The 22,133-nt window shown below is 47.9% G+C and carries 39 protein-coding genes and 1 pseudogene; 3 read left to right on the top strand and 37 right to left on the bottom strand.

Translation table 11 applies throughout. The features are described 5' to 3' along the window. Window positions 1–4 precede the first annotated feature (4 nt). The 18 genes from C8J48_RS04720 to C8J48_RS04640 form a co-directional block, all read right to left on the bottom strand. Window positions 5–592 carry a hypothetical protein gene (locus tag C8J48_RS04720; RefSeq protein WP_107725193.1) on the bottom strand — a complete coding sequence of 196 codons (588 nt, stop codon included), beginning with the start codon at window positions 590–592 and terminating at the stop codon, window positions 5–7. A gap of 12 nt (window positions 593–604) precedes the next feature. Continuing rightward, complete coding sequence (locus C8J48_RS04715) at window positions 605–961, bottom strand: hypothetical protein (protein ID WP_107725192.1); 357 nt, start codon at window positions 959–961, stop codon at window positions 605–607. Beyond that, on the bottom strand, window positions 958–1,353 hold the full coding sequence (locus tag C8J48_RS04710; RefSeq protein WP_107725191.1) for an HK97 gp10 family phage protein: 396 nt from the start codon (window positions 1,351–1,353) through the stop codon (window positions 958–960). The genes C8J48_RS04715 and C8J48_RS04710 overlap by 4 nt, the downstream gene beginning before the upstream one ends. Continuing rightward, window positions 1,343–1,660, bottom strand: a complete 318-nt coding sequence (locus C8J48_RS04705; RefSeq protein ID WP_107725190.1) for a phage head closure protein — start codon at window positions 1,658–1,660, stop codon at window positions 1,343–1,345. Before C8J48_RS04705 ends, C8J48_RS04710 begins: the two co-directional genes overlap by 11 nt. Then, window positions 1,657–1,986, bottom strand: a complete 330-nt coding sequence (locus C8J48_RS04700; RefSeq protein ID WP_107725189.1) for a phage head-tail connector protein — start codon at window positions 1,984–1,986, stop codon at window positions 1,657–1,659. Before C8J48_RS04700 ends, C8J48_RS04705 begins: the two co-directional genes overlap by 4 nt. Continuing rightward, window positions 1,983–2,168: a hypothetical protein gene (locus C8J48_RS04695; protein WP_107725188.1), complete on the bottom strand. Its 186-nt coding sequence runs from the start codon at window positions 2,166–2,168 to the stop codon at window positions 1,983–1,985. The genes C8J48_RS04700 and C8J48_RS04695 overlap by 4 nt, the downstream gene beginning before the upstream one ends. Before the next feature lie 36 nt (window positions 2,169–2,204). Next, entirely contained in the window at window positions 2,205–3,176 is a 972-nt protein-coding gene (locus C8J48_RS04690; RefSeq protein WP_107725187.1) for a major capsid protein, read from the bottom strand. A gap of 11 nt (window positions 3,177–3,187) precedes the next feature. Next, window positions 3,188–3,844: a capsid assembly scaffolding protein Gp46 family protein gene (locus C8J48_RS04685; protein ID WP_107725186.1), complete on the bottom strand. Its 657-nt coding sequence runs from the start codon at window positions 3,842–3,844 to the stop codon at window positions 3,188–3,190. Between the two features lie 56 nt (window positions 3,845–3,900). After that, a complete protein-coding gene (locus tag C8J48_RS04680; RefSeq protein WP_107725185.1) occupies window positions 3,901–4,794 on the bottom strand; it encodes a phage minor head protein in 894 nt (297 codons plus the stop codon). Then, window positions 4,694–6,238: a phage portal protein gene (locus C8J48_RS04675; protein ID WP_107725184.1), complete on the bottom strand. Its 1,545-nt coding sequence runs from the start codon at window positions 6,236–6,238 to the stop codon at window positions 4,694–4,696. The genes C8J48_RS04680 and C8J48_RS04675 overlap by 101 nt, the downstream gene beginning before the upstream one ends. A gap of 12 nt (window positions 6,239–6,250) precedes the next feature. Further along, on the bottom strand, window positions 6,251–7,519 hold the full coding sequence (locus tag C8J48_RS04670) for a PBSX family phage terminase large subunit (protein ID WP_107727584.1): 1,269 nt from the start codon (window positions 7,517–7,519) through the stop codon (window positions 6,251–6,253). Beyond that, window positions 7,506–7,895 carry a helix-turn-helix domain-containing protein gene (locus C8J48_RS04665; RefSeq protein ID WP_107725183.1) on the bottom strand — a complete coding sequence of 130 codons (390 nt, stop codon included), beginning with the start codon at window positions 7,893–7,895 and terminating at the stop codon, window positions 7,506–7,508. The genes C8J48_RS04670 and C8J48_RS04665 overlap by 14 nt, the downstream gene beginning before the upstream one ends. A gap of 9 nt (window positions 7,896–7,904) precedes the next feature. Continuing rightward, window positions 7,905–8,870, bottom strand: a complete 966-nt coding sequence (locus C8J48_RS04660; protein WP_107725182.1) for a DNA cytosine methyltransferase — start codon at window positions 8,868–8,870, stop codon at window positions 7,905–7,907. Continuing rightward, the gene (locus C8J48_RS04655; protein WP_107725181.1) at window positions 8,854–9,354 is read right to left on the bottom strand and encodes a ParB N-terminal domain-containing protein; all 501 of its coding nucleotides are present in this window, start codon (window positions 9,352–9,354) and stop codon (window positions 8,854–8,856) included. Before C8J48_RS04655 ends, C8J48_RS04660 begins: the two co-directional genes overlap by 17 nt. 21 nt (window positions 9,355–9,375) lie before the next feature. Further along, a complete protein-coding gene (locus tag C8J48_RS18650; protein WP_170105167.1) occupies window positions 9,376–9,552 on the bottom strand; it encodes a hypothetical protein in 177 nt (58 codons plus the stop codon). Between the two features lie 66 nt (window positions 9,553–9,618). Beyond that, window positions 9,619–10,074: an SMI1/KNR4 family protein gene (locus C8J48_RS04650; RefSeq protein WP_107725180.1), complete on the bottom strand. Its 456-nt coding sequence runs from the start codon at window positions 10,072–10,074 to the stop codon at window positions 9,619–9,621. A gap of 11 nt (window positions 10,075–10,085) precedes the next feature. Beyond that, on the bottom strand, window positions 10,086–10,532 hold the full coding sequence (locus C8J48_RS04645; RefSeq protein WP_170105165.1) for an HNH endonuclease: 447 nt from the start codon (window positions 10,530–10,532) through the stop codon (window positions 10,086–10,088). 113 nt (window positions 10,533–10,645) lie between these two features. Further along, window positions 10,646–11,923 carry a hypothetical protein gene (locus C8J48_RS04640; protein ID WP_107725178.1) on the bottom strand — a complete coding sequence of 426 codons (1,278 nt, stop codon included), beginning with the start codon at window positions 11,921–11,923 and terminating at the stop codon, window positions 10,646–10,648. A gap of 204 nt (window positions 11,924–12,127) precedes the next feature. Between C8J48_RS04640 and C8J48_RS04635 the strand changes: the two genes are divergently transcribed. Beyond that, entirely contained in the window at window positions 12,128–13,126 is a 999-nt protein-coding gene (locus C8J48_RS04635; protein WP_107725177.1) for a hypothetical protein, read from the top strand. 154 nt (window positions 13,127–13,280) lie between these two features. Here C8J48_RS04635 and C8J48_RS04630 read toward each other — a convergent pair whose 3' ends face one another. The 19 genes from C8J48_RS04630 to C8J48_RS04540 all read right to left on the bottom strand — a co-directional run bounded on the left by C8J48_RS04630 (window position 13,281) and on the right by C8J48_RS04540 (window position 21,131). Continuing rightward, window positions 13,281–13,676 carry a hypothetical protein gene (locus tag C8J48_RS04630; protein ID WP_146160445.1) on the bottom strand — a complete coding sequence of 132 codons (396 nt, stop codon included), beginning with the start codon at window positions 13,674–13,676 and terminating at the stop codon, window positions 13,281–13,283. Window positions 13,677–13,780: 104 nt separating this feature from the next. Then, entirely contained in the window at window positions 13,781–14,029 is a 249-nt protein-coding gene (locus tag C8J48_RS04625) for a hypothetical protein (protein WP_107725175.1), read from the bottom strand. Then, window positions 14,026–14,403, bottom strand: a complete 378-nt coding sequence (locus C8J48_RS04620; protein ID WP_107725174.1) for a RusA family crossover junction endodeoxyribonuclease — start codon at window positions 14,401–14,403, stop codon at window positions 14,026–14,028. Before C8J48_RS04620 ends, C8J48_RS04625 begins: the two co-directional genes overlap by 4 nt. Continuing rightward, on the bottom strand, window positions 14,400–14,582 hold the full coding sequence (locus tag C8J48_RS04615) for a hypothetical protein (protein WP_107725173.1): 183 nt from the start codon (window positions 14,580–14,582) through the stop codon (window positions 14,400–14,402). The genes C8J48_RS04620 and C8J48_RS04615 overlap by 4 nt, the downstream gene beginning before the upstream one ends. Then, entirely contained in the window at window positions 14,579–14,848 is a 270-nt protein-coding gene (locus C8J48_RS04610) for a helix-turn-helix domain containing protein (protein ID WP_107725172.1), read from the bottom strand. The genes C8J48_RS04615 and C8J48_RS04610 overlap by 4 nt, the downstream gene beginning before the upstream one ends. A 3-nt stretch (window positions 14,849–14,851) precedes the next feature. After that, window positions 14,852–15,481 carry an ATP-binding protein gene (locus C8J48_RS04605; RefSeq protein WP_107725171.1) on the bottom strand — a complete coding sequence of 210 codons (630 nt, stop codon included), beginning with the start codon at window positions 15,479–15,481 and terminating at the stop codon, window positions 14,852–14,854. Window positions 15,482–15,587: 106 nt separating this feature from the next. Then, on the bottom strand, window positions 15,588–16,508 hold the full coding sequence (locus tag C8J48_RS04600) for a DUF4373 domain-containing protein (RefSeq protein ID WP_107725170.1): 921 nt from the start codon (window positions 16,506–16,508) through the stop codon (window positions 15,588–15,590). A gap of 45 nt (window positions 16,509–16,553) precedes the next feature. Continuing rightward, window positions 16,554–16,856, bottom strand: a complete 303-nt coding sequence (locus C8J48_RS04595) for a hypothetical protein (protein WP_107725169.1) — start codon at window positions 16,854–16,856, stop codon at window positions 16,554–16,556. Next, window positions 16,840–17,205: a hypothetical protein gene (locus C8J48_RS04590; RefSeq protein WP_107725168.1), complete on the bottom strand. Its 366-nt coding sequence runs from the start codon at window positions 17,203–17,205 to the stop codon at window positions 16,840–16,842. Before C8J48_RS04590 ends, C8J48_RS04595 begins: the two co-directional genes overlap by 17 nt. A 270-nt stretch (window positions 17,206–17,475) precedes the next feature. Next, on the bottom strand, window positions 17,476–17,748 hold the full coding sequence (locus C8J48_RS04580; RefSeq protein ID WP_107725166.1) for a hypothetical protein: 273 nt from the start codon (window positions 17,746–17,748) through the stop codon (window positions 17,476–17,478). A 51-nt stretch (window positions 17,749–17,799) separates the two neighbouring features. Then, entirely contained in the window at window positions 17,800–18,015 is a 216-nt protein-coding gene (locus C8J48_RS04575) for a hypothetical protein (protein WP_107725165.1), read from the bottom strand. 29 nt (window positions 18,016–18,044) lie between these two features. After that, a complete protein-coding gene (locus C8J48_RS04570; protein ID WP_107725164.1) occupies window positions 18,045–18,284 on the bottom strand; it encodes a hypothetical protein in 240 nt (79 codons plus the stop codon). Continuing rightward, window positions 18,284–18,499, bottom strand: coding sequence for a hypothetical protein (locus C8J48_RS04565; protein WP_107725163.1), 216 nt, complete (start codon window positions 18,497–18,499; stop codon window positions 18,284–18,286). The genes C8J48_RS04570 and C8J48_RS04565 overlap by 1 nt, the downstream gene beginning before the upstream one ends. Beyond that, window positions 18,471–19,139 carry an ERF family protein gene (locus C8J48_RS04560; protein WP_170105163.1) on the bottom strand — a complete coding sequence of 223 codons (669 nt, stop codon included), beginning with the start codon at window positions 19,137–19,139 and terminating at the stop codon, window positions 18,471–18,473. The genes C8J48_RS04565 and C8J48_RS04560 overlap by 29 nt, the downstream gene beginning before the upstream one ends. A 14-nt stretch (window positions 19,140–19,153) precedes the next feature. Further along, window positions 19,154–19,393 (bottom strand): hypothetical protein, encoded by a 240-nt coding sequence (locus C8J48_RS04555; RefSeq protein ID WP_107725161.1) that lies wholly within the window; start codon window positions 19,391–19,393, stop codon window positions 19,154–19,156. A gap of 65 nt (window positions 19,394–19,458) precedes the next feature. Beyond that, complete coding sequence (locus C8J48_RS18645) at window positions 19,459–19,626, bottom strand: hypothetical protein (RefSeq protein ID WP_170105161.1); 168 nt, start codon at window positions 19,624–19,626, stop codon at window positions 19,459–19,461. A gap of 148 nt (window positions 19,627–19,774) precedes the next feature. Beyond that, window positions 19,775–20,401, bottom strand: coding sequence for a BRO-N domain-containing protein (locus C8J48_RS04550; protein ID WP_107725160.1), 627 nt, complete (start codon window positions 20,399–20,401; stop codon window positions 19,775–19,777). Window positions 20,402–20,415: 14 nt separating this feature from the next. Next, window positions 20,416–20,649: a DUF7667 family protein gene (locus C8J48_RS04545; RefSeq protein WP_107725159.1), complete on the bottom strand. Its 234-nt coding sequence runs from the start codon at window positions 20,647–20,649 to the stop codon at window positions 20,416–20,418. Between the two features lie 224 nt (window positions 20,650–20,873). Further along, complete coding sequence (locus C8J48_RS04540) at window positions 20,874–21,131, bottom strand: helix-turn-helix transcriptional regulator (protein ID WP_107725158.1); 258 nt, start codon at window positions 21,129–21,131, stop codon at window positions 20,874–20,876. A gap of 192 nt (window positions 21,132–21,323) precedes the next feature. Here C8J48_RS04540 and C8J48_RS19325 point away from each other — a divergent pair. Together C8J48_RS19325 and C8J48_RS04530 are read left to right on the top strand one after the other, a co-directional pair. Further along, a pseudogene (locus tag C8J48_RS19325) lies at window positions 21,324–21,504 on the top strand (helix-turn-helix domain-containing protein); the annotation flags it as partial. Between the two features lie 368 nt (window positions 21,505–21,872). Further along, window positions 21,873–22,133, top strand: coding sequence for a hypothetical protein (locus C8J48_RS04530; RefSeq protein WP_245891063.1), 261 nt, complete (start codon window positions 21,873–21,875; stop codon window positions 22,131–22,133).

Here is a 22,133-nt window from a genome sequence, read left to right as displayed (position 1 = left end):
CGCATTACACGTCTAAACTCTCGACCCCGCCGCCGTCTTCTCCCTCCGGATACAGGATATAGTAGGGGGCTTTCAGGACATCCGCCGGATCGTAATGGGCGGTAAACTGCACTTCCGTCACCAAATCCGCCTTATCCTCCGATCCCATCTCAATCTCACTGTCCGGCAAGGCGTTTTCCAACACGTGGACGACGTATTTATCACTGTTTTTGATCCGTACAGCCAGGGCGATGTTTTTCAGGTAATCCTGCTCTAAAATATCCAGGCGGGGACGGATTTTCTTGTAACCATTCTCGCTTGTCTCTTCTTCTGCCCGTAGAATCGTTTTTAAATTATCCAATGTATGTTCAAACAGGTTAACCGTCAAGCGGTAGTAAGCCGTCTCCACATCACGTAGCCCTTCGACCGGTCCACGCGCACCGTCCGGCTCGCTTTCCCGGATCGTCACCTCTTGTGCAACCGTATTTCCGCCGGAAGTGGCCCCGATTTGCCGTTGATCCGATTCGCCAAAGTTGACAATCAGTATCCCGGCATCGACCAATACATTTTTGGCCGTATCCTTTGTGATCCCACTGCGCGGAATCTGTGCCATGGTCATTCCTCCTTACGTTTTATAGAGCAAAACCTCAAACACCACCATCACCCGAATCAAATCCTCCGTTGGGTCGGGGATGTCATAGCTGTTTTCCAGATAAAACACGATCACGGTATCCGCCATCAATAACTCCCGCCGGTTTAAGGATCGAAAGACTTCTACAATCTCATCCAGCGCATCGGGATCCTCCGATATCCCAAAACACTCCACCTCGACGGAATATCGCCACCGGGTTTCCGTGTCCTCGTTTCCCATCACCCGATACACCGCATAAGGAAAGGGCGTCCCCTCATTGATGGAAACTCGCCCCACGCGTGGATGGGTCTCTTGAAATACTTGAGCCAGCATTTCAGCAACAGGTTTCATTTGCTCCATATCCTCCGAATGATCGCGGGAAGATCCTTACGTGCCGCTTCCCAACCAGGACGGAAATACGGCTGTGGTTTCTGACCTTCAATCCAACGCCAACCCACCCCCGGAATATTACCTCGCCACTTGGTTTTTTTCCCCCGTCCGTTTTCAGCGTGAATCCCAGATCCAAACTCGACCGGAATCGCATATTCCGCGTTTGTGCCGACAATCACGGAGCCGTTTTTTTCATTTACTCGATGTTGGATCGACCCTTTCAGTCGCCCTTTATCAACTGGTGTTCGCGTTTTGATGTTCCCTGTTATATGAACACCCCACGCCTCCAACGTTTGGCGCTCCTTCCGCGACAATTCCCGGTTAAAACGTGGGATCTGACTGTTATACCCCATGTTTGAACACCTCCAGCTCCACCTGTAAAAAGCGGTTGCGGTGCATCGGGTTATCCACGTGGTTGACTTTGTACCGTTGGCCGCCGATCGTCACCCGATCCCCGTCATGAATGGGAACAGTGGCCGGACAAAACAGCATATGGGTGCTGGTATCAACGAACTTAGCCGCCTGTTCGCCCCGTCGTCCGGCCAAATAATCCAACTGGCCCCGATACTCTTCCTGAACCGTCCACGCCTTGGACTGCCGCCCGGTTGTCGTAATGGACTCGGTGTACTTCTCCAGTTGAAACCGCTGCGGAAATCTCATACAAAATACACTCCCCGGTGCGGGTTCCACAGGGCTTCCACCTCTTGTGGAAGACCGGACGCACTGGCCGCCCAGGTCGTCGATTCCCTGGCCAGGGTATAGGACTGCACCCCCGCCGCCTTGTTCATTTGGTATTCAATCAGTTTGGCAATCCCCAACCGGACGCCACCAGGGAAATCATCGTTTCCATCCGCATCTCTAAAATCCTGGTTACAATAGTCCCGTGCATGATCCATCGCCAGGGGGAGAACGGCAGAAAAATAATCGTCGTTTTCCGTATCCTCTGCCGAGATGCGCAACAGTCGTTTTAACTCCGCTACCGTCATGCTCGCCCCTCCCGGATGGCAGCGATCAAATCCGATTTCCTGTCCGCCACTTCTGACAGATCGATTCCTCGTTTTTCAGCCAACGCCCGTAGCTCTCGTTTTGTCATCTGCGCCGGGTCTTCTGCCACTTCTTGGCGGCGTTTGGTCAATCGTTTTGTTTGGTCAAAGCTGATCAGGCCCATGTCTTCACCTCCACACAAAAAGAAAAACCCCCTACATCAATCACCGCTTGGGGGCGTAACCTCTTGTGTTTTCACTTGCACGATTCGCACATTCTTGGGCTCGTATACCCGTTGCCAGTTGGAACCGTTGGTCAACTCTATATTGGAAGGAGCGTCTTTCGCCACGACCTGGGAAGTGAAACGTATTCCACGGGGGTGTAACAGGAAATGGCGGCGGTTGATCAGCACATCATATCCACCCAAAGAATGACGATCCACCTCCACCGGAACCGGTGCAGCACCATCGCCGTAGCCGATCGCGCCAACGCCAAACAGGTAAGAGGTGTATTTGCCGTTTTCCACCGGTAAGCCGTCATCCACCACCACGCGGTGGCCCATAAAGGATTGGATAATGCGCCCGTCGCTGTCACGCTCGGTTTCAATCAGGTCGTTTTTGGTCAAGTTGGCCAGTACCACCGAGTGCATCATAATCGCCGTCAGTTTGTCGTGGTTGTCACCCATTTTAAACTTGCCGTCCACAAACACATTGCCATCCATCGGTAGGTCGGCATCCAACTGATTGCTGTCTAGGGTGCCGGATGCAAAGACTCCTTCCAGAATCGCCAACAAGGTTTTTTGCTGCTGCCGCGACCAATACGCCGCCGCCAGATTCCCGATCGCTTGCATCGGATCATCCCCAGACAACGCCTTGGACAGGTCGCTCGCTGCCCACGCCTTCCCGCGCATCAACAAATGAGCCTTGTCGACGTCAGCCGTAATTTTCTGGGGAGTAAGTGCCCAGCCGGGGGAGTCTTCCAATACTTCGTCATCCCCGGACAAGTCCTGCCAATACGGCATATTGATCACTGTACCGCCGCTGGAAGCCAGCCGGTCCAATTCATTATTGGGAACGATAATCCCCGATTGCACCAATGCGGACAATTCCGCCGTCCGCTCGATTACATAACCGTTAAACACCTCAGGTACAATCACATCCGCTACACGGGTTGGGTTTCCGCCTACTGCCATTTCAACCTCTCCTATCTGTTGGTCATATGTTGGAACATGCGTCCCTTTCCGGCTTCTTCCGCCAATTGCTTGGCCGTCACCGGGTCTTCCTTGAGTAACCGTGTGATTTCCGTCAAATTGTTCGTCTTAAACGGGTTGTCGCCACTGCGGGTACTGCCGGTTGCCGCTGGCGGTTTCCCCTGTTGCTGCCGTTTGATTCCCAGAAGGTATTCCTTCCACTTCTCCAGGACAGCGGCCAGCACATCAAAACGTTTTTCCGCCTCTTCTTTATCCGGCCCCGCTACCAACGCCGCCAATTCTTCCGGTAATTCCTTTTCTTTTAACTGTGCAGCCAGTTCTCTCTCCACCTCTGCCCGCTCGTTCTTGGCTCGCGCTGCGGCCAGTTCTTCCCGCAATTGGCGCAGCTCCTTCTGTTCCTCAGTCTCATCCGGAAACCGCTTGGCAATCTCCTCTTCCACTACGTTGCTTAAGTTGTTTTCCTTCCACGTCTTCAACGCTTGACTAACCCGCTTATCCTCGCGGGATTGTAGCCACTTTTTAAGGGGGTGATCGTCGCCAGCTTCTCGCAATACCTCCTCTAAGGCTTCGGTGGTAATCTCCGATTGCTGCGGTTGCTCTTGCTCGACCGTTTCCACCGTTTCTACACGGGTGTCTTGTTGCTCTTCCATTTCCTTTTCCTCCTTTGTCCTACCGATTGCCGACCAGCCCCCGATAGTCCAAGCATTTATATTTCCAGCCTTACTTTGGCCCACTGTTCATAACTTTGGAAGGGGATAAACTCCCTGGTCACGTTATCCCGTCGCGCTGTGGGTGAGAATCCTTCCAACTCACCCCGAACACTGCAACGACAACGGATATTTTCCTTGGCACTTCCCATTTGCCCCGGTCCCGGTCCGCTGGCACCATAGGGTGAGCGGAAGTTTTCACCGGGTCGCACCCGCTGCCCGTCCAACGCCCGGTGGGAGGGTCGCGTCCGCCGGTCTAGTGTCGCATCCCACACGTTCCACATCTCCACACCCACCTCTGCCGCTCGTTTGTACGAATCCAGCCGTGCCCGTTGTGTGGCTAAATGCCCCTGAGTCTGGGCGATCAGTAACGCTTGATTCATGCCCACTTCCAGACGCTCGGCCAGCTTTTTCGCCATATAGACGTAATCCTTGCCCAGGGCGTAACCCCGTGCTATCTCATCGCGGATCGTTTGGTGGATATGTGCATGGTTTCGCCTCATCCGACCATCCAGCCGCACACCCTGGATCGGCATATCGATTGCCCGTTCCACCGCTTCCCGGTCCAACCGATAAAAATCAAGCTGAACCTTTAACTCCTGCTCAATCGCATACCAGGAGCGGCCAAATGACTCCATATACATCTCCACAAATGTCTCCCGCATAGCTCGCACGTTCTCCACACCCAACCGGTTTAGCTCCCGGATAATCTGCGTTTCCAACAGGATCAGCCGATACGCATTTGACCAACGACCATCATTCAGAAGATCGACCAACTCAGCCTGAAGAGTTTTAAGCGTTTGGCGGTAGTTGGTGATCAGGCGCTTGTTGAGTCTGGCCTGCTTGCGTTCCGCCGCCTTGTCCGCTTTCTGCTCCTCTTCCCGGTATGACATCTTCCTCTCCTCCGATCAAGCCACCCGGCCCAAATGCCGACTCCAGCCGTGCCGCCTCTTCTTCGCGCATCTTCCGCAGCTCAAACTCCGGCGAATCGATAAAGGACAGCAGGCTTAAGCGAGTTTCATCTGATATCAACCCTTTAAGGGTTGCGCTTGCTTCCGCTTCATCTCGGTAGTCACGGGGATAATTGCGCTTAAACTGAAACCAGACATTACGCGCGGAAAAATCGCGCAAATCCAGCCTTCCGGAAACCTTCCACCCTGCTTCCAACACCTTAAATTGTCGACGCAGGGCGGCGGTCATCTTCCGTTCCGCCGTCTTACACTTCGATTCCAGCCCCTGCATCTTGTAACGCATGGCGATGCCGCTAATATTGCCGCCAAAGTTCTTATCCTGGAAGTTGATACTGTTGGACAGCCGCATAATATCGTCTTCCAGCCTCTCCAAGTGGGCTTTGGTAGCTTCGATGTTGATTTGCTTGACAATAAAATCAATGTCCATCTCCGGGCTGGGTAACCCCCACACGCCGGTTTGTTTGGCCCGTTGGACGGTTTCCTTATCCGGCTTGGCCCCCTTCATCTTGAGATAGGCCAGCCGGTACTCCTCCAACTCATTGGCTAGATCGGAAACGGTCCGGTCGTATTCGTTGATCTTGTCCAATACATCCTCAAAATCACCCTTGCGTTCCTCGTTGTTGGGAAACTCCACCACCGGTACCTGGCCAGGGTAAGGGTGATAATAGGGGTTTTGCTCTTCCAGCGGGTCTAACACATATTTGCCAGTTTCCGTCTCGATGTAATACGTGATCGTTTCTCGATCGATCCATTCCACCCGCCGGCGCTTGTGCATACGGTGATCCTGCCAATATTCCCAATCGTAGTAGCGAATGGCAGCTTCCAGATCATCCGTAGACCGGTGCCGAATGGTGATGACTTCCCACGACGGCACCAACGTCACTCGGTCCGTCATCTCTCCCGCCGGCATTTTGGGATCGACCCAGTAATAGCGGAAAGCCGTTCCCGTCACCGCCCGCCATCGATCCGTCTCCGCATCCAAATCCTCGGCGTTGTTCTCCAGGTTGAAATCCTCCAACGCGCGATAATGGGGATGCTCAGCCAGTTCCTCCGCATCCACGTCCGGGATATCCAGCGAATACGCCACGGGGTTACCCAGAAAGTAACCGACACGGGTTTCAATGATATCCTTGGGGAAGTTATGGGCGATTTCGTTTCTAGCCTTGGTTGAATCGGGATACTGGCGGTTTTTGATCGGGAGTGTATTTGGCTCCGCTTTAAAGCGCTCATACAACATCCTCCGCCGTGTCGCCACCCGCTCATGTCCCGCGATTAGATCCCGGATGATGGTTGAATCGATTTCCTGCTTATACTCGATTAGGCGCAGGATGTGGGAATTATCCTGATTGATCTCGTTAAACAACATACTTTCACCTCCTTACCAGGGTCGCTCCATCGTCCAAACTTCACTTTCCGTCCATAGTGATTCCGTCGCATAGCGGCAGCTATCGATACTGTGATTTGCCTTGTCTTCTAATCGGTTTTTGATGTTTCCGTCCCTGTCCGTCTGATAGTCGATGTCCTCAAACTCTTTGGCGGTAAATGGCGTGCGTTGTGGATCGATCACGATTTCCTCCAGATCATCCAACCACTTTTCTCCGTATTCCACACTACCCGGCCCTTTTTTTGCCCCTTTAATACGGATTCCGTAGTCAATCCTCAATTCGTCGATGGATTTGGGTTCCGCGCTATCCGCGATGGTTTCGGTTGTCTGATATCCACGTTTCAGGATCTCTCCAGCTACATTCCGATTGGATAACTTTACCCCGTAGATTTCATCCAAACAAAAAAGACGCCTGCGCGTCTTGTCGTAATGCCACCGGGTGAAGGAAAAAGGATCAGCACCATATCCCCAGTCAATGCCTTGGTGGATGTTATCAAAGGTGGATAACTCGTCATCTGAAATCCGACGGAAAACAAGGTTTGTAAAGGGGACAACCCCGCTCCCGATCGGTTCCCCACCGTATTCCCACTTATATTTAAGCGGATTTTTCTTCTTTACCTCCTGTACCTCCTGAACAAAAGCTTCCGATACATGCTGGTTGTCTCGGTACGTTGAATGATGAACATAGACATTCGTTGGCAAAAAATGGCTCTCAAACTTTTTGTTCACCCACGATTGTTTTCGCTTAGGCGGGTTGTAACAGTAGTAGATTTTGTAATTCAGGCCCTGCGGCAACTCAGCCCGTACAACTGAATTGACGATGGTGGATACTTCGTCTTCGGTCTTAAACTCGGCCAGTTCCTCAATCCATAACCGGGCAATCGGATATTTGCTGGTCTTAATCGATTTAATCTTTTCCGGTTTATCCGCGCCCCGAAATATGATGCTGTTTCCCCGCGGTATATACCTAATTCGTAACGGGCTTCGTTTGGTTTCAAACAAATGGGAAACCCCCAAGTGTTCGATGGCCCAAAGTAGCTGTTCATATACGCTTTCCTGTAGTGTGTTGCCCACCTTCCGAATACAGAGCATGTTTACCGGGTAGCGCATCAAATCATAGATCATCGCAATGCTGACATGGGTACTCTTCGATGAGTTTCGGCCACCCTTCAGCACGTAATACAGGTGATCACCCTTTTTGTTCGCTCTCCAAAAATCGTGAAAAGCGGGTAAGATCTTTTCCGATAATCTAACCTGTTTCATCTTCATCACTGCCGATATCATCCACAAACTTGATACCGATATTGCCTTCCAAATTCATTTGTTCACGGCGCCCCCAACGGTCTGGATGCTTTCTTTCCAGGTACCATGCCAGCGCTTGCCAATTCTTAGACCCCGCTTGCACGATACCATTGACTGCGCGCATTTCTGCCGCAGATTCTGCTCTTTTTATAGCGTCCCGAAATTCCCGGTATCTACCACGGGTTGCTTTTTCCCCTTCACTCATCCATCGGTACCAGGTTGTTTCCCCGATCCCCAGATAATTGCACACCGTTCCCACATAGTTCCCTGCTGCTATAAGCTTCGTAGCCTTGTCGATTAGTTCAGGTGTCAGTTTTGACTTTCGCCCTGCACGCATCTCCACCACCTATCTTTCGAGTATGTTCTTGTGTATGTGTTCCGCGACCGCTTTCATCATCAACGGTGGGACACAATTCCCGATTCGCGCCCATTGGTCTTTAAAGTCCCCGGCAAACTGGTAGTCATCAGGGAATGAAGCGACACGCTTCAACTCCGCGATAGATAACACCCTTGGATATTCCCAGTGATAAAGCCCGCTGCTCCCCGTAACAAAAACGGTTTTGGTCACGGTGTTACACGGCTTATGTGGGTCCACCTTGATCGCATTGAACCAATGCTTTTTAGGGTGGACCTTATCAAAGGACTGACCCGGCTCCAACCGTTGCCATAAGTGATAACCAATATCCTTCAGTGTGCGGGTTTTATCGATCGGCAACCCTTTAAAGGCTTCTTTTACACTGACCGGCCTTGTTTGCGGTTTCGGATGACTCGGATCTATACCCAGATCATCGCGGACGCCAACAAAAATAATGCGCTCCCGATTTTGCGGAACGCCAAAATACATTGCATTCAATTTCCGCGCACTAACTTTATAGCCGCATGCCTTCAATTCCCGTAGAATCTCAGCAAAAAGGAGTTTCATCTTACCTTTAACCATACCCGCCACATTTTCCATTACGAATACTTTTGGTTTTAGCCCACGTAACAACCGGACATATTCATGGAACAATTGATTTCGCTGATCGCCGAAATCCCGTTTCCCCGCTGTGCTAAACCCCTGGCATGGTGGCGATCCGTCGAAAATATCCAACTCCCCCGGTGAAAGGCCCGTCCTTGACAAGCACTCATCAACGGATAATTTGCTAACATCACCATGGAATACATCTGTTTCGGGGTGGTTCAGTTTATACGTTGCTACTGCGTTATCATCCCATTCCACTGCCAGCAGGATCTTTCCAGCGGCCAAACGATACCCCAATGACGAACCCCCGCAGCCGGCAAATGTCGATATGACCTTAAACCGGGAACTCATGGCCGCACCCTGGGCATGTTACCGTTTTAACATCATCTGCAGTTGACTCGTCATATTCGGGGAAATCTTCATCTGGAACGTGGAATTGATTCATTAGCTTTTCAATCTCTACCGTATCGTATCCCGTAATTTCGATGTCAATATCACCGGCATCAAGTTCCTCGATAAGATCCTTCAGTTTGGGCATATCCCAATCGCCCGATATCTTGTTTAACGCGATATTGAGCGCTTTTTCCTTTGCATCATCCAGATCGACAACAGAGCATTCCACTTCTTTTAAGCCCTGTTCCAGCAATACCTTAAACCGTTGATGTCCACCCACTAGGTTACCCGTCCGTTTGTTCCAGACCAACGGCTCTACAAACCCAAACTCCTCGATTGATCGCTTTAATTTTTGATATTCTGGGTCATCCGGTTTAAGGTCGATGCGAGGATTATAAACGGCTGGATTGATTTTACGAATGGGGATCTTCTGTATGTTCACGCGTCTCTCGCTCCTTTCCCCTCATCTATAATGGTGCCGACTTATCAGCTGAATGAACAACACACCCAACACAAACCCCAACGGCAAACATAGCACCGCTCCAACCACCACGCCGATTAGTGCGGGATCACCTCGGGTTAAAGTAAACAGGATCATTAACGGAAGAAGTAAAAATAGCGTCCATGCCCAGTCTTTCATGGTTATCACTCCTTTCGTGTTGAATAAGAAAAAGCACCCGGATGGGTGCCACCAATAAAACAGTAATCAATCTTCATCATCGATATAAAGCTTTTCCAAGAAGTCTTGAAATGTCTGGCTAATATACAATGATTCTTTTATACCATCACCTTCAAACACTTCTGAGAGATCATCGTCCCTCCGCCTTAAGAAAACTCCCGATATCTCCTTGTGATCTTTCGGATAAAAAAAGCAGAATCTATTTAGCGTTGAATCAAAAGCAAACGGAACAACTGTACCATATGCTTTATACTTTTCTCTTCCACTAAAAAACCTATCCATTTCTTCAACAAAATGTTCTAGCCCATAAAATTCCTCAATATTGTAGGGTTCGCCTTCAACATCAACCCAAGCTCCATATTCTAGGTCCTCATATTGTTTAAACCATTCAACAAAGTCATTTGGAAGTCTAACTCCTAATTGTTTCTCTAGTTCAGTGATTACCTCATCCGAAAAAGGCTGTCCTCGTTCTATCCATTCCATAATAGCGCCCCCTAATTAACTTCTTGGTTTCCCCAAAACTTATGACCTCCAGTATGGTCAAAACCATTATTTAGGTCATATGGCACCAATATCATTTTACCCGCTTCTTTGTCATGATGCCAAGTTAGTTGTTCTCCGGGACCGGGGTTATTCTTTATCCCAGGGCCTATTGAACCCTTATTTTTTTTAATAGCTTCGATTTGGGATTCAGTAAATCCAAATTCTGTTTCCCAATTAGGGTACCGTTCCCTAAGAAGTTTAGTAGCATACACAGTTTGTTTGTTTGAAGAACCAACTACCGAATCCGCTGGAAGTTGAATTTCTAATAGATTGCCGTTTTGATCTCTTTTAGCATAAGGAGTAAAATCAACAAAAGCATCTTCATCGTATCGGATAGTATATTCAACACCATTTATTTCTTTTGTGTCAACAGTATTTCTTTTGTGTCCAGCGTGCACTATGAATCTACGCCCATCACTTGTTGTAGCCCAAAGTTCCTTTGTTTCCTCATTCCACTCGGTTTCAAAACGAAAATTTGGATCACCGGACCTTAACCCTTTAGGCTTTGTTGCTACATATGGCTCTCCACTACTACTTGGACCTTGCGACTCCTGTACCCATCAGCCGCATCCTCTGCAACATCATCAGTATTTCTGAATATATTCGGATTTGATAGTGTCCCATCGGCGTTTGCAATAATACCCCGCTGCTGAAGTGCCTGCATGACAGGCGGAGCTGCTTTCTCTATAAAGAATGCTCCACCTATTCCTAAAAGAGCTCCTAATACACCTGCCGTGACGGTATTTTTCCAGTTTACCTTTCCATCCTGCAACTGATCGGTGGTCGCTTGTTCCGAGCCTGCCGCGACTCCCCCACTTCCACCGATCGAAACCCATTTTTGAGCCGCTGGACTTCGCAAAAATTTAGAGCCGATCGAACTTACTCCACGAAGGGCAGCCGCTCCTACTCCTACACCAACGGCTCCCGCTAATCCAGCAATAGCTGTATCTGCCATAACGGTTTTAAAGTCATTTCCCTGTAACGCGGAAATACCACCACCCATAGCGCCCCCTAGCAAGATCCCTGCCCCAAAAGCCTGACCACCAGGGACAAACATCAACCCTACTCCCGCTGCAACGGTCAACCCAGCAAAGATTGCTTCCTTATTGTCCTTTGTCCAATTCCATGCGCTACTTATTCCGCCCCAAAACCCGGTACTATCTGATCCGGAATCTTTGCCTGTTCCTGCATCTGCACTACTGGTGCCATCCTCACAATCATCGGATGATGCAGCAGCTTGGGTACTAAAAGCGAAGGTAAGTCCATTTCCATTCATGGAACTAGGAGCTTGATATGGTTCTGGAGCCTGATATGGTTCCGGTGCCTGGTACGGGTCTGGTGCTTGATATGGATCCGGTGCCTGATACGGTTTCGGTGCACGGTATGGCTCTGGAGCTTCATAACTTGGTGCATCATAACAATCACTGCTACGATCCGGGCAATCAATTGATGATTCGACGGCTGCTTGTTGGGTACTTAGGGCATAGGTAAAGGCAAAGAAAAAGCTGTTTATCATCGATCTAGGAGCTTGTGGCTCAGGTGCTTGATAATTGGGTATGGGCGGTCCTTCCGGTATTGCTGGTCCTTCCGGTATGGGTGGCCCCTCTGGTATCGGCGCCTTTTTTGGTATAAACGGTTCCTTGGGAACAGCGGGACCATCCGATTTAGGCGCCTCATAACAGTCGGCACTAGAAATACTAGTCCCACTTCCAGTTCCAGACCCCCAAGAACAACCACTCAGTAACAGAAGAAGTGCAAAAGCAACCACACATACGCGTTTAAGTGACATATCATCCCCCCCTAAAAATGGATCCCTATAAAATTTGGCAACATTGATTTTATCGAACTGGGGGAAGAATGGGAATAGTAAATCGGTATTATCGATGGGTTTTCACGATAATTACCAATCATAATTACAAACTTTCTACTAATCGTTGATTACAAGTTTTATTGATATAATTAATAGTTATAAGTTAAAAAGGAGATGATTTATATGGGAGCCATACACGTTAAAAAAGATTCCGCAAACTATTTTTACACTATTGGTGTTTCTGAAGAGATGGATTACCATCATTTTTCACTCATATTAGATGCTAATGCAGTTATAGCTCTAAGGAGTTTTTATTACAAACCACATGCGATGCGTCCAGATCAGAAAAACGGTGTTATTGAATTACTTATAACTAATTACAAAAAAGATTTCATCCCAGGATTCGGAATACATGAGGCAAGCTATCACCCATCTAAAGCAATCCAGCATGAGCGAGAAAAGGAATTTCTCGAATCTATTGAAGAAATGTATTCATGGTCACCAAATGAAATTTTAAAGCATGCTAAATCTAACGGAATCAAACGGGATAAAAAGAAAGTGAATCAATCACAAAGAAAGATAAACACATATATCCCCATGTTAAAAAGTCTCCCTTTACTAGCTGCAAGTTATGCATGTCTATTAAAATTACATTTGTTAAATTCCAAAAAGAGTAAATTTCCTGGTATTCAGTTATACGAGGAGTTTATGTTATTTCAAAATGATGATTTAAAGACGATGTCTGCATTTGAAACAATACTAGCGTTCGATTATTTAGTAAACAATAAAGATTACGTTTCAAAACTAATGAAATTTGGTTCACCTAATTTACAAAAAGTAAGTAGTGCATGTTGGGATCTCTTTTATTTACGTTTACTACATAATAATTTCTATAAGGGGTTGGATGGAATTATTAACCCTAAGCTTATTACAAGTGATGAGGGGCTGTCGAAGCTTGCAACAAATAGCTCATTAAAAGCAATTTTAGACCTCGGGGAAGATCAAATTTCTATGATAGTATTTAATACTGATGTTACAGACAAAGAATTACAAAAAAAAATAAACAACATTGAACATAAATTAACACTTGATATGATAAAGAGATATAGTATTTCAGATGAAGAAAGATTTAAACGTATCATTGATACCGTGGAAAAATTGGAAAAACAACTATATAAGTAGAGCCGATCAATATTAAAATAAACTTAACTGACTTCCGCTTATTCTAAAACTATCTTTTTTGATGCACCCTGACAGGGTGTGTTTTTTCATTCATACATTAAAAGGGCCATTTGGCCCAAGTCGAATCATAATAATTTATCTCACTACTATATTATCACAGACTTTCAACCTTATAGTGCCTTCTTAGTGCCTTCCGTTTCGACCTGGCACTCAATTTCTTGATCCAATCGTAACTATATCCGAGCTCTACCGCAATTTCTGGTAGTGTCTTACCTGCGATATCTCTCATATATGCGACGCGGTGTTCCAACCCTTCAAATCCCGCGATCCGCTGTTCCATCTCTTTTCTAGCCTTCTCTTTTTGCTCCAGTATTAAGCTGTAATGCTCCACCTTATCGCAAATATCTTTCATTCGCCCTAGGCAAGTATCAAGCGGGAAACCTCCTCGATGACAAGCCTTGTACCAAAATTTATATTCCATCTCCAGATCACGGATACGAATTTCCAGTACATCAATTTCACGACATACGTCTTGGTACAATTCGGTCATCCCGCTCATCCTCCCCGCTTTTTTCCCCTTTTTCATTACCATTTATCAACCGTTATCTTTTCCTCTTGTACGCGTTTTCGACATCTACGGCTTTTGATTCGCTTTCATCTTCCCACCGCTCCTTCCATCAGGATTTCATAGATTGTCCGATCTTCAACCGTCTTCCATTGATAGATTTTCCCGCAGCCTGCATCACCACTACACCGTACCCAGCCATTCCGCAAACGCTGAATATTTTCGATTCGATCTTCACCACAATAAGGGCAACGGTTTTCGTAAGAAACGGTAACCTTTTTTGTTAGCACTGGCCGCTCTAGTTCAGACAGTACATACATCCTTCGCCGTCGTTTCATGTTGTTTTAGCCCCCTCTTCCTCTATGGTGATAATCACCCGCGGGTTGTGCTTGTCCGATTCTCCCTTTCGGTGCCGTAACTCCACATGATCAAAGCTGTCATCTATCAGAAACCCCATATCGACCAAGGCATCCATGATAAACTTGCCGCTGTAGTTGTCGGGGTCTCTCCGCCGCTTATCAGGAAAATGATAGGTCAGAGTCACTACCACCCGTTCAAACGGCTTGGATGGTCTTCTTGCCGCCGATACAATGGAGATCAATCTGGCCCATTCCCGTTTAACACGGTTTAGCTTGTAATAGTGCATGTTCCGCATTTGATTAAGTGATGGTGGAATCCCCGGCACCTCTATCTGGATCACTGCCCCTCTCATGCTCGTTTGCCCTTCCGCTGCCGCCCCATATTTCGCTCCCGATCCCGCATGGCACTCGCTACATTCCGACCGCTTCCTAACACTCCCCTCATGTCCACCAGTACCGTACCGTCGCAAAGGTATACAACTTGTCCATGTTGATCGGTTACCCATTTGACTGGGTTAATCCTGTTCGTCATATTGTTTCTCCTCTCGTTTCGATCCCGAACCATCCACCTTTACGAGGGGATATCATTCCTTGCCGTGTTTGGTCTATAATAAGAATGCCTATTTCATCCCGGCTGCGTTTTAGCGTCTTCGCTATCTCGTAGCCGGGTTTTCCTTTTTCCCACATCTCGCGGAAGATGTGTAGTTCCTGCTGTGTCCAACCAAAATCAAGGTCATCACATGCAATATAATCCCGCCGCCCTTTATAAGCCGTAGCATTGCTCATCCGTTCACCCAACGACTAGCTCACCGCCTTAATTCGGTAATCATTCCCGACTGTAGCCATGAGGTATTTTCCGCTCATCCCCACCAAACGGCTGACTGCTGCACCACCAATCCGATCAGATAAGGTTTCCATGTCTTCATTGCTGCTATACACAATCGGTCGTCTTGCCTGGGAGCGCTCGTTAAAAATGTGGAAGTATAGCCGCTCCTTTGCCTGCGTCGGATTGCTCTTCCCCAGGTCATCCCAAACGAGTACAGGAGCGTTTAAGACCCGTGATAGAATCCGGTTATATTCCTCGCCGCCGTCATCCATCATTCGCGCATTCATGAGGTCATCCATTAACGCCACATCCTTGACAATCATGACGGAATGCCCCTTATCAATTAGCCACTTTGCTGCACCAATTTTAAGATGTGTTTTTCCTAACCCAAAGGAGTTGTATTTTGGATCGTGCTTTGAGACACGCATTTCTTTTATTCGTGTCTCCCCATACTTTGCTATAAATCCTAAGCTGTTTATTTTTGAATCACGGATCAAATCAAACTCTTCTAGGTAACTAACAACGTGATCAAACATCGCTTTCTGCATCGGTGTTTGTTGGACGTAATCCTCAAGATTGCACTCTTTGAAATCATCAGGAATCATAGCGTAGTTAAGCCGCCGCTCGTATTTTCGTTTCTCTTGGCATTCACAAGGGCGGGCAGCCTCCCACCCCGTCCAGATCCATTCACTATCCTTACACTTCTCACACCTAAACTGGGGTTTTGATGATTCCGGCGAATGGGCTGTTTGATGCTGGCGGATCAATTGGATTCGTCTCTCGATCTCGTCCATGTACGTTCCCATGCGTTGCAATGTTGTTACCTCCTCGTGGGTGATAAGGAACTACCTTTTTGTTCATCTGTGCCTGTAGCGTGTCGAATTTCTCCCGAAGTTTCTTGGCCGACAAGATATTGGTTTGCCAGAATGGGTCATTTGTTGCCCAATCGATCACGTTCCGTATATCCTCTTTACTTCGTTTGTCGATCTCGTGCATCTTGCGGAAGTCGTCCGCCCATGTCTGTTCTGATCCCCTGAAGACATAATCAGGCTTCCAAGCTTGTATCTTTTCAAGAAGATAGTGAACCATTTTGATGTATGGGGAATCATCGGCGTATTTACGACGATTATCTTTTATACTTTTCTTTCCTTTACTTTTCTTTTCTTTTCTTTGTGGCGTTTCTGCCTCGGTTTCTTGGGTAGTTTCTGAAGTAGAAACTTCCTCCTTGCTTTGTGCTTCAGAAACTTCCTCCTTGCTTTGACGGTACTTTTTCCGCATTTTGACGCGCTTTTGAACGACTACATCAGCCCGTTTCTTGATGCCACTTGACGTTAAGACCCCTCTTTTTTCGTAACTCTCCCGATCAAAGCAACCCCACTTCAAACTTGTTTCCAACATGCTGTTGAATTTCTCCGGCGTTACATCTACCTTTCGGCAAAGTATCTGCATCGTTTCTGTGTCAGAAATGTCTAGTTCAAAATCATTGGTTCTGTAAATTCTCTCCAGCAATATAAAGTAGAAGGCGTAACCGTCATTCCCGTATAGCATCCTTAACGCTTCTATTTTTTCGTCATTCACAGCGTCAGTATCATGAGGAAAGTAATCCATCCCCTCTTTTTTGGGTCTTGCCACTCTCCCACCCCCATGGGAGGGGACGGCCAGCGCCCCCTAGAATAATTATCCCTGTTCCGGTTGCTCATCCACGGTGACGTATACCGCGCACTTCTTCCCGCTGATGCTGCAGGTCCGTTTTCCCACCGTTGCCACCCGGCCATCCTGTACCAACTCTGTTAGTCGGGGCTGAACGGCGTTTCGTTCCGGTGTGCGTATTGCTCCCTTCCGCCATAGCCTCATTGCCAGCTCATTGGCGGTGAGCCGGGGACACCGCTGTAACTCCTGCAACACTACCGTCTGCCGAGTGTTCAATGTCTCCAAGATCGCGTCGTAGGACTCCCGTCGAGTCTCAAATGTGATCTTCACCGCCTGCCGCCTCCTTTACGTATCCCTTAGCCACCCACAAAGATGGAACGAACATTTTATATTTCTCCCGCATAACATCCGCCACGGGGATATCCTGATAGACCGGAGTACCGGGAATCCGATAGTTCCCTGGCTCTTCCCCCCTTATCTTGCAGGCGGTCACATAGCGTCGTCGTCCCGCATCCGTGAAAACCCATATGTTCCCCGGTTGGGCAGTAAAGGTCTCATTCAACAGGTCAACCTTCTCCACTCTCCCGCCTCCCTTACATTTCCGACAACCTTTCCGTTTACCCCAGCAGTAGGGGCAGGGTACATGTTCATTCATCACGCCACTCTCGGACCCGTTCATTTGTCGGCCTCCTCAAATTTCGCGCAAGCCTTCCAGCCTGCGCGGTGGTCTGTCTCCGCTCCGTTAGTATTTAGCCGCAAACCGCATTTTAGATAAGCTCCGCCCTGTACTTTCTTTATCAAGTGTTGACATGTCTTACATCGTGCTCCGTCCGGCCCTGGCCCGAATACCCGCCGCATTTCGTTCTGTTCCAGTGGTGCAAAGATGTGATCGCTGAACAGTTTTATCTGTTCCATCACCCTGCCGCCTCCTTTGGGTTGAGTCCGGGGATTAATCCCCGGACTTCTCCTTACATAACCTTGCTTCGACCAGAGCATCCCACGCATCTTCCGAAATGACCCAGGTCACTCCGTGACGTAGTTCGACATCATCAATGTGCAACATGCGCCCTTTGTCTTCCCCTTCTTCGACAATAACCACAGACATGGATATCTCAGGGTCGCTTGCTTTCCCGTTAACTTCGACCACAATTCCTTCCTCCCAAACGTCATACTCGCTATCTCTCACTAGAATGAAATCGTGCAATTCAGGAATAATCCGCATCATGATTCCTCCTTTGTTTGTGTGCCGGGATTGTGGCCCCTGGCTGGCCTGTCATCCATTTACAATTTTCAAATGCCTGTACTTCGCGATGTGTCCGCATTCGTTATCCCAAACATGTACGTCGTACCATTCGCCGTCTTCGCAAAATCGCCTTAACTTTGGCTCTCCCATCGGTTCCCCGCAGGTCGGGCATTTCCACTCAACTTCAACAACCTTTGTTCCACGGAACCAATCCCTGTTCGTAATCGTCACAATCCGTGTTTCCATCGTTTTCCCCTCCTTGATGTGCCAGGGCATCAAGCCCCAGCCATAAACTCCCGCGCCTTCTGTCTGGCAGCTTGCTTCCGTTCGACAATCCGCTCAAGTCGCTGGATCTCCCGTGCCCGCCATGCGATTTCCTCAAGTCGTGCCATCGCTCGCTTATGATCGCCGATAGTTTGGTAATAGGCATAACTCCGCGTTACCTCGGCGTACAGTTCCCGGTGCGCTTTCAAGTCCTCTTCGTGGTTTACAACCTCTTGCCAAAAGTGGAGCATTATCGATCACCCTCCTGAAAATGTTGTTTTATCGCTCGTTTTGCTTGTCTCTTGCTCATCCAGCGGTATATCACCCTGGAGGGGTGGCGCTGTGGGTAGATACTCCAACGCCCGTCCTCGTCCGGTGTAGACTCCAGGACTTCGCCAGCGTGCCGGCCGTATACGATGCCGCCCCAGTCGTCTACGTCAACCCTTGGCCGTTTGCTGATCGCCACCGCCTCCTTGATATCCCTCAAGCATTTTGATCAGCGCGCTGGCTTCATTGGTGGTTAACTCCTTCTTGGATCGTTTGCCATATTCGCGCATCATGTATTTTTTAAGTGCTTCATCAGTGATACCCACTTGGTTAACCGTTGCCATGATCTTTTTTATTTGCAATTCACTAGCGAGACGCTGGCGGTTTCCTTGTGTTGCTCTAGGCGCTCCCTGACCGTTCCCTTGTGGCGTCGGTGTCGTGGGAGCACTTGCCGCATGTCCGTCATCGTCGTCTCCTGTACTGAGACTAAGGAAGGAGGTTAAGCTGTAACGTCGTGCATATGTCACCGCTGATCCGATCCCCTGCGCATCATTCTTTTGTGGCTTTACTATGATCGGGTCGGACTCCATCAGTTGACCGGATTGGTGATAAAGGCGTGTCACCAACCGGATCGATCCGTCATCCAGATTCGTGGGGAGCTGCATTACAAACAGCCCGTGTTTTGCAAGAGCTGGGCGTATTTCTTCCATGATTGCGTCAATGGTGGCATACCGATTTTTCAGGTGTGGGTTGGTTCCATCTTTTGCGATCCGGCCGACTTCCGAATGGAAGCCGACCAATGCTTTACAGATTTCATCGATGTTATCGCTTGTTCGCATTTTTGCCCTCTCCTTCAACTGCAGCTTTTCGCGGATTCCCATTTGATCAGATAAAGACACTCATCTATTTCCGTAGCCTGCGGGTTATAGAGAAAATATCCCGCCGGGTGGTATCCTGCTTTGATGGCCGCGTTGACGGCTAGAATCTCTACGTCAGGCTTGAAATCGATCATCAGTGGTTCAGCCGTTTTCACCTTGGCCGTATGCATCAGGTAACAGCCTGCAATCTCTTTCTTGTGCTCCAGTAGTTCCATTCCGATCTCTCCTTGGGTTGCTCCCAGTCCATCAATACGGTAAGCTGGGAGTAGGTTGGTTTGTTTTATTTATCGGCCAGTGGTGGTGCACTGCCGATAAAGCTTCGGAAAAGGTCGGTGATCGCTTCTGATTTTTGATCACCGACTTTTTCTTTTTCTGGCTGCTCCGTGTCCGGCTGTTCCTTTGGAACCGGGTAACCTACATCAACATGACCGTAAAGTTTATCCCCCACTCGATCACCCCCCTTATTCGTCGTGTACGTGTGCCAGGTACATCATCGCTTCGTACAGTTCTTGTGATTCTAGGGGTCTTTCCCCGTCCTCCAGGATCACCGGTTCAAACCATTCCACCTTTTTCACCTCCCTTCAGGGGGTGTCCACTTAATGGACATCCTTGCTCCACTTCTTATAGATCGCATCAGATACCGATATATCCAGCCCAAACGCTTCCTTGATGGCGGTAAGCTGTGCCGCTTCCTCTAAGATCGGTTGCCGTTCTTTCAACATCTCCGGCGTCATATCGCCTTTTTTGATCATCTTTGGAATGCCGTGTTTGTTGGAGATCGCTTTATTCGCTACGGTGTTAGCCTTGATGTAGTGTTTTTCTTCTGCTTGGATGCCCAATGTTTGTTTGATAACGCCCATCGCCTTTTTCTGATGGTCTTTGTCCATCATGCGGAAGACTTGGAATCCTTCTAAACCGGATTGATGGCGTAACTCCTTGATTATTTGCTTGACCCATTTTTTGAACGCTTTGGCTTCTTTACGACGACTGTTTAAGATCGCTTCATATATGCCAAACTCTGAAATGATACTTACATTTGGATTTCCGCCTTGGGTACTACGCACAATCTGCGTAAAACCTTTTTCGTCGTCTCCTAAGTTCCGGGTCATATCCGGTGCATTTCTGTACCCCAACGCTTCCGCAATATCCTTCGCAACCGCCCACCACTCGCCTTCCACTTCCACGAACCGGATTTCGTAACCGTTCCATTGCTCAGTTTTCAATTTTTCATCCTCCCTTATCTCGGTGTGGTTTCGCCCAACTTTTCAAGCTCTGCGCAAATCTCAAATTGCCACTCCACATCGTTCGTCGTGTGTGCCAGGTAGCTGCATTCCATCAGAAACGCAATCCGCCAAGCCCGTTGAACATTGACTTTCAGACAGTGCGCCATTTCGGTGATTTGCTCAGGGGATAGCCCTTGTCGTTGCTGGATCGTCCAAAGTTCTGCCATCCGCTGATGGACCGCCCACATTATTCCCACTCCTCGCAATTTTTTGATGACTCAGCTTCCATTTCCGTTTAAACTGATTGAGGGCTTGTGAATCCATCGGGTTTATGAGTTGATCGCCTCCTGCTCCTTTTGCTGCTCTTCTTGTTTGATCCGTAAAAGAATCTGCATGACTATAGGAGCGATTTCCTGGACCTTTGATCGAGGGACAATGATCTTCTCACCCGGCTTAAGTTTTGGCATGTCAATTAGCTCCTTTCTGTACCAGTGGGTTTTAATTGTCCGATACATTTTGTATCAATATTTACATGAAAAAGATCAGGGAATAGACTTCTTTCACTAACGCCATATAGTTTTTCAAACTTTAGCATAGTCTTTCGTCCTGGATTCGCTTTCCTTTTCTCAATTTTCCGGACGAAAACCTCTGAAATGCTCATCATTTCAGCAACTTCTTTTTGGGTTAGATTTCTGTTCAATCGTTCTTGAATTAATCTATCTCTGGTCATTGGATCACCTCCAATTTTGATACAAATTTTATCGCTGATTTCATCATAATAGATAATAAATGTATCGTCAATATGTTTTTGATACTTTTCTTATCATTTGTTTTCAGCGATAAGTTTTGTATCTATACTAGTAGGTAAGGTCAAGAATTTATCTGTAAATTACATGCTAAACTGAAAGGAATTATATTGAACATGCTCGGACAAAGGTTAAAGTTGCTTAGGGGTAAAAGAACTCAAGAGGATATTGCAAAACATTTAGGGCTAACAAGAGCGAGATATTCTCATTACGAAAATGGTAGAAGCGAACCTGATACTGAAACCTTGCAAAAATTTGCTGATTTTTATAACACGTCAACTGATTACTTGCTAGGCCGCACAGATAACCCCAATCCAGAGAACGATAGCTACTCCCAAGCATGGCGGGAACTTGAGAAACTAGCTAGAGAAGAAGGAATTACGGATCTATATACTAGCCGCCCAGGCGATCCTACGGAACCGCTTTCAGAAGAGATGGTTCGGGATATCATTATGGGAATCAAGATCGCGAAGAGTTACCGGGAGGAACAAGAGAAGTTAAAGAAGAAAGAAAAAGAGGATGCTGACAATGAATAAGGAGAAAGGGGGAAGAACGAAGGAAAACCAGGGGACACGAGCGAAAAGATTAAAACCAGGTATCGTTACTCCCTGATGAATTATTCGTGACAGCTGAAAGGAGAATAAACCATGGAGGAAACGAAGGGAATGCTGAGGACAATTTTAGAGGCACAGGAAGTTACCAACGCAAAATTGGAGGCCTTGACATCCGATGCCCGCCATCTTCAGGGGGAAGTCGCATTTATTAAGGAAAACGTTGCCTCCCTCAAAGAGAGTCAGGATAAACAGGATGAACTTCTTCAACAGTTGGTACAGGGGCAGGAACGACAAGACCGCATTTTAGAGGCTTTAGCCACGCGGTCGCTTGAACAAGAAACGGAAATAAGAGAGTTGAAACGGATTAAATGA

Source organism: Desmospora activa DSM 45169 (assembly GCF_003046315.1).
GTDB lineage: Bacteria > Bacillota > Bacilli > Thermoactinomycetales > DSM-45169 > Desmospora > Desmospora activa.
Note: the sequence above shows the minus strand (reverse complement) of the source record. Positions and strands in the feature narration are given on the sequence as shown.

What these genes read in the sequence shown, in the direction of transcription:
- C8J48_RS04720 (WP_107725193.1), bottom strand. Translation starts at nt 592, where the DNA reads ATGGCACAGATTCCGCGCAGTGGGATCACAAAGGATACGGCCAAAAAT.
- C8J48_RS04715 (WP_107725192.1), bottom strand. Translation starts at nt 961, where the DNA reads ATGAAACCTGTTGCTGAAATGCTGGCTCAAGTATTTCAAGAGACCCAT.
- C8J48_RS04710 (WP_107725191.1), bottom strand. Translation starts at nt 1,353, where the DNA reads ATGGGGTATAACAGTCAGATCCCACGTTTTAACCGGGAATTGTCGCGG.
- C8J48_RS04705 (WP_107725190.1), bottom strand. Translation starts at nt 1,660, where the DNA reads ATGAGATTTCCGCAGCGGTTTCAACTGGAGAAGTACACCGAGTCCATT.
- C8J48_RS04700 (WP_107725189.1), bottom strand. Translation starts at nt 1,986, where the DNA reads ATGACGGTAGCGGAGTTAAAACGACTGTTGCGCATCTCGGCAGAGGAT.
- C8J48_RS04695 (WP_107725188.1), bottom strand. Translation starts at nt 2,168, where the DNA reads ATGGGCCTGATCAGCTTTGACCAAACAAAACGATTGACCAAACGCCGC.
- C8J48_RS04690 (WP_107725187.1), bottom strand. Translation starts at nt 3,176, where the DNA reads ATGGCAGTAGGCGGAAACCCAACCCGTGTAGCGGATGTGATTGTACCT.
- C8J48_RS04685 (WP_107725186.1), bottom strand. Translation starts at nt 3,844, where the DNA reads ATGGAAGAGCAACAAGACACCCGTGTAGAAACGGTGGAAACGGTCGAG.
- C8J48_RS04680 (WP_107725185.1), bottom strand. Translation starts at nt 4,794, where the DNA reads ATGTCATACCGGGAAGAGGAGCAGAAAGCGGACAAGGCGGCGGAACGC.
- C8J48_RS04675 (WP_107725184.1), bottom strand. Translation starts at nt 6,238, where the DNA reads ATGTTGTTTAACGAGATCAATCAGGATAATTCCCACATCCTGCGCCTA.
- C8J48_RS04670 (WP_107727584.1), bottom strand. Translation starts at nt 7,519, where the DNA reads ATGAAACAGGTTAGATTATCGGAAAAGATCTTACCCGCTTTTCACGAT.
- C8J48_RS04665 (WP_107725183.1), bottom strand. Translation starts at nt 7,895, where the DNA reads ATGCGTGCAGGGCGAAAGTCAAAACTGACACCTGAACTAATCGACAAG.
- C8J48_RS04660 (WP_107725182.1), bottom strand. Translation starts at nt 8,870, where the DNA reads ATGAGTTCCCGGTTTAAGGTCATATCGACATTTGCCGGCTGCGGGGGT.
- C8J48_RS18650 (WP_170105167.1), bottom strand. Translation starts at nt 9,552, where the DNA reads ATGAAAGACTGGGCATGGACGCTATTTTTACTTCTTCCGTTAATGATC.
- C8J48_RS04650 (WP_107725180.1), bottom strand. Translation starts at nt 10,074, where the DNA reads ATGGAATGGATAGAACGAGGACAGCCTTTTTCGGATGAGGTAATCACT.
- C8J48_RS04640 (WP_107725178.1), bottom strand. Translation starts at nt 11,923, where the DNA reads ATGTCACTTAAACGCGTATGTGTGGTTGCTTTTGCACTTCTTCTGTTA.
- C8J48_RS04635 (WP_107725177.1), top strand. Translation starts at nt 12,128, where the DNA reads ATGGGAGCCATACACGTTAAAAAAGATTCCGCAAACTATTTTTACACT.
- C8J48_RS04630 (WP_146160445.1), bottom strand. Translation starts at nt 13,676, where the DNA reads ATGACCGAATTGTACCAAGACGTATGTCGTGAAATTGATGTACTGGAA.
- C8J48_RS04625 (WP_107725175.1), bottom strand. Translation starts at nt 14,029, where the DNA reads ATGAAACGACGGCGAAGGATGTATGTACTGTCTGAACTAGAGCGGCCA.
- C8J48_RS04620 (WP_107725174.1), bottom strand. Translation starts at nt 14,403, where the DNA reads ATGAGAGGGGCAGTGATCCAGATAGAGGTGCCGGGGATTCCACCATCA.
- C8J48_RS04615 (WP_107725173.1), bottom strand. Translation starts at nt 14,582, where the DNA reads ATGACGAACAGGATTAACCCAGTCAAATGGGTAACCGATCAACATGGA.
- C8J48_RS04605 (WP_107725171.1), bottom strand. Translation starts at nt 15,481, where the DNA reads ATGATTCCTGATGATTTCAAAGAGTGCAATCTTGAGGATTACGTCCAA.
- C8J48_RS04590 (WP_107725168.1), bottom strand. Translation starts at nt 17,205, where the DNA reads ATGAACGGGTCCGAGAGTGGCGTGATGAATGAACATGTACCCTGCCCC.
- C8J48_RS04580 (WP_107725166.1), bottom strand. Translation starts at nt 17,748, where the DNA reads ATGCGGATTATTCCTGAATTGCACGATTTCATTCTAGTGAGAGATAGC.
- C8J48_RS04575 (WP_107725165.1), bottom strand. Translation starts at nt 18,015, where the DNA reads ATGGAAACACGGATTGTGACGATTACGAACAGGGATTGGTTCCGTGGA.
- C8J48_RS04570 (WP_107725164.1), bottom strand. Translation starts at nt 18,284, where the DNA reads ATGCTCCACTTTTGGCAAGAGGTTGTAAACCACGAAGAGGACTTGAAA.
- C8J48_RS04560 (WP_170105163.1), bottom strand. Translation starts at nt 19,139, where the DNA reads ATGCGAACAAGCGATAACATCGATGAAATCTGTAAAGCATTGGTCGGC.
- C8J48_RS04555 (WP_107725161.1), bottom strand. Translation starts at nt 19,393, where the DNA reads ATGGAACTACTGGAGCACAAGAAAGAGATTGCAGGCTGTTACCTGATG.
- C8J48_RS04545 (WP_107725159.1), bottom strand. Translation starts at nt 20,649, where the DNA reads ATGTGGGCGGTCCATCAGCGGATGGCAGAACTTTGGACGATCCAGCAA.
- C8J48_RS04540 (WP_107725158.1), bottom strand. Translation starts at nt 21,131, where the DNA reads ATGACCAGAGATAGATTAATTCAAGAACGATTGAACAGAAATCTAACC.
- C8J48_RS04530 (WP_245891063.1), top strand. Translation starts at nt 21,873, where the DNA reads ATGCTGAGGACAATTTTAGAGGCACAGGAAGTTACCAACGCAAAATTG.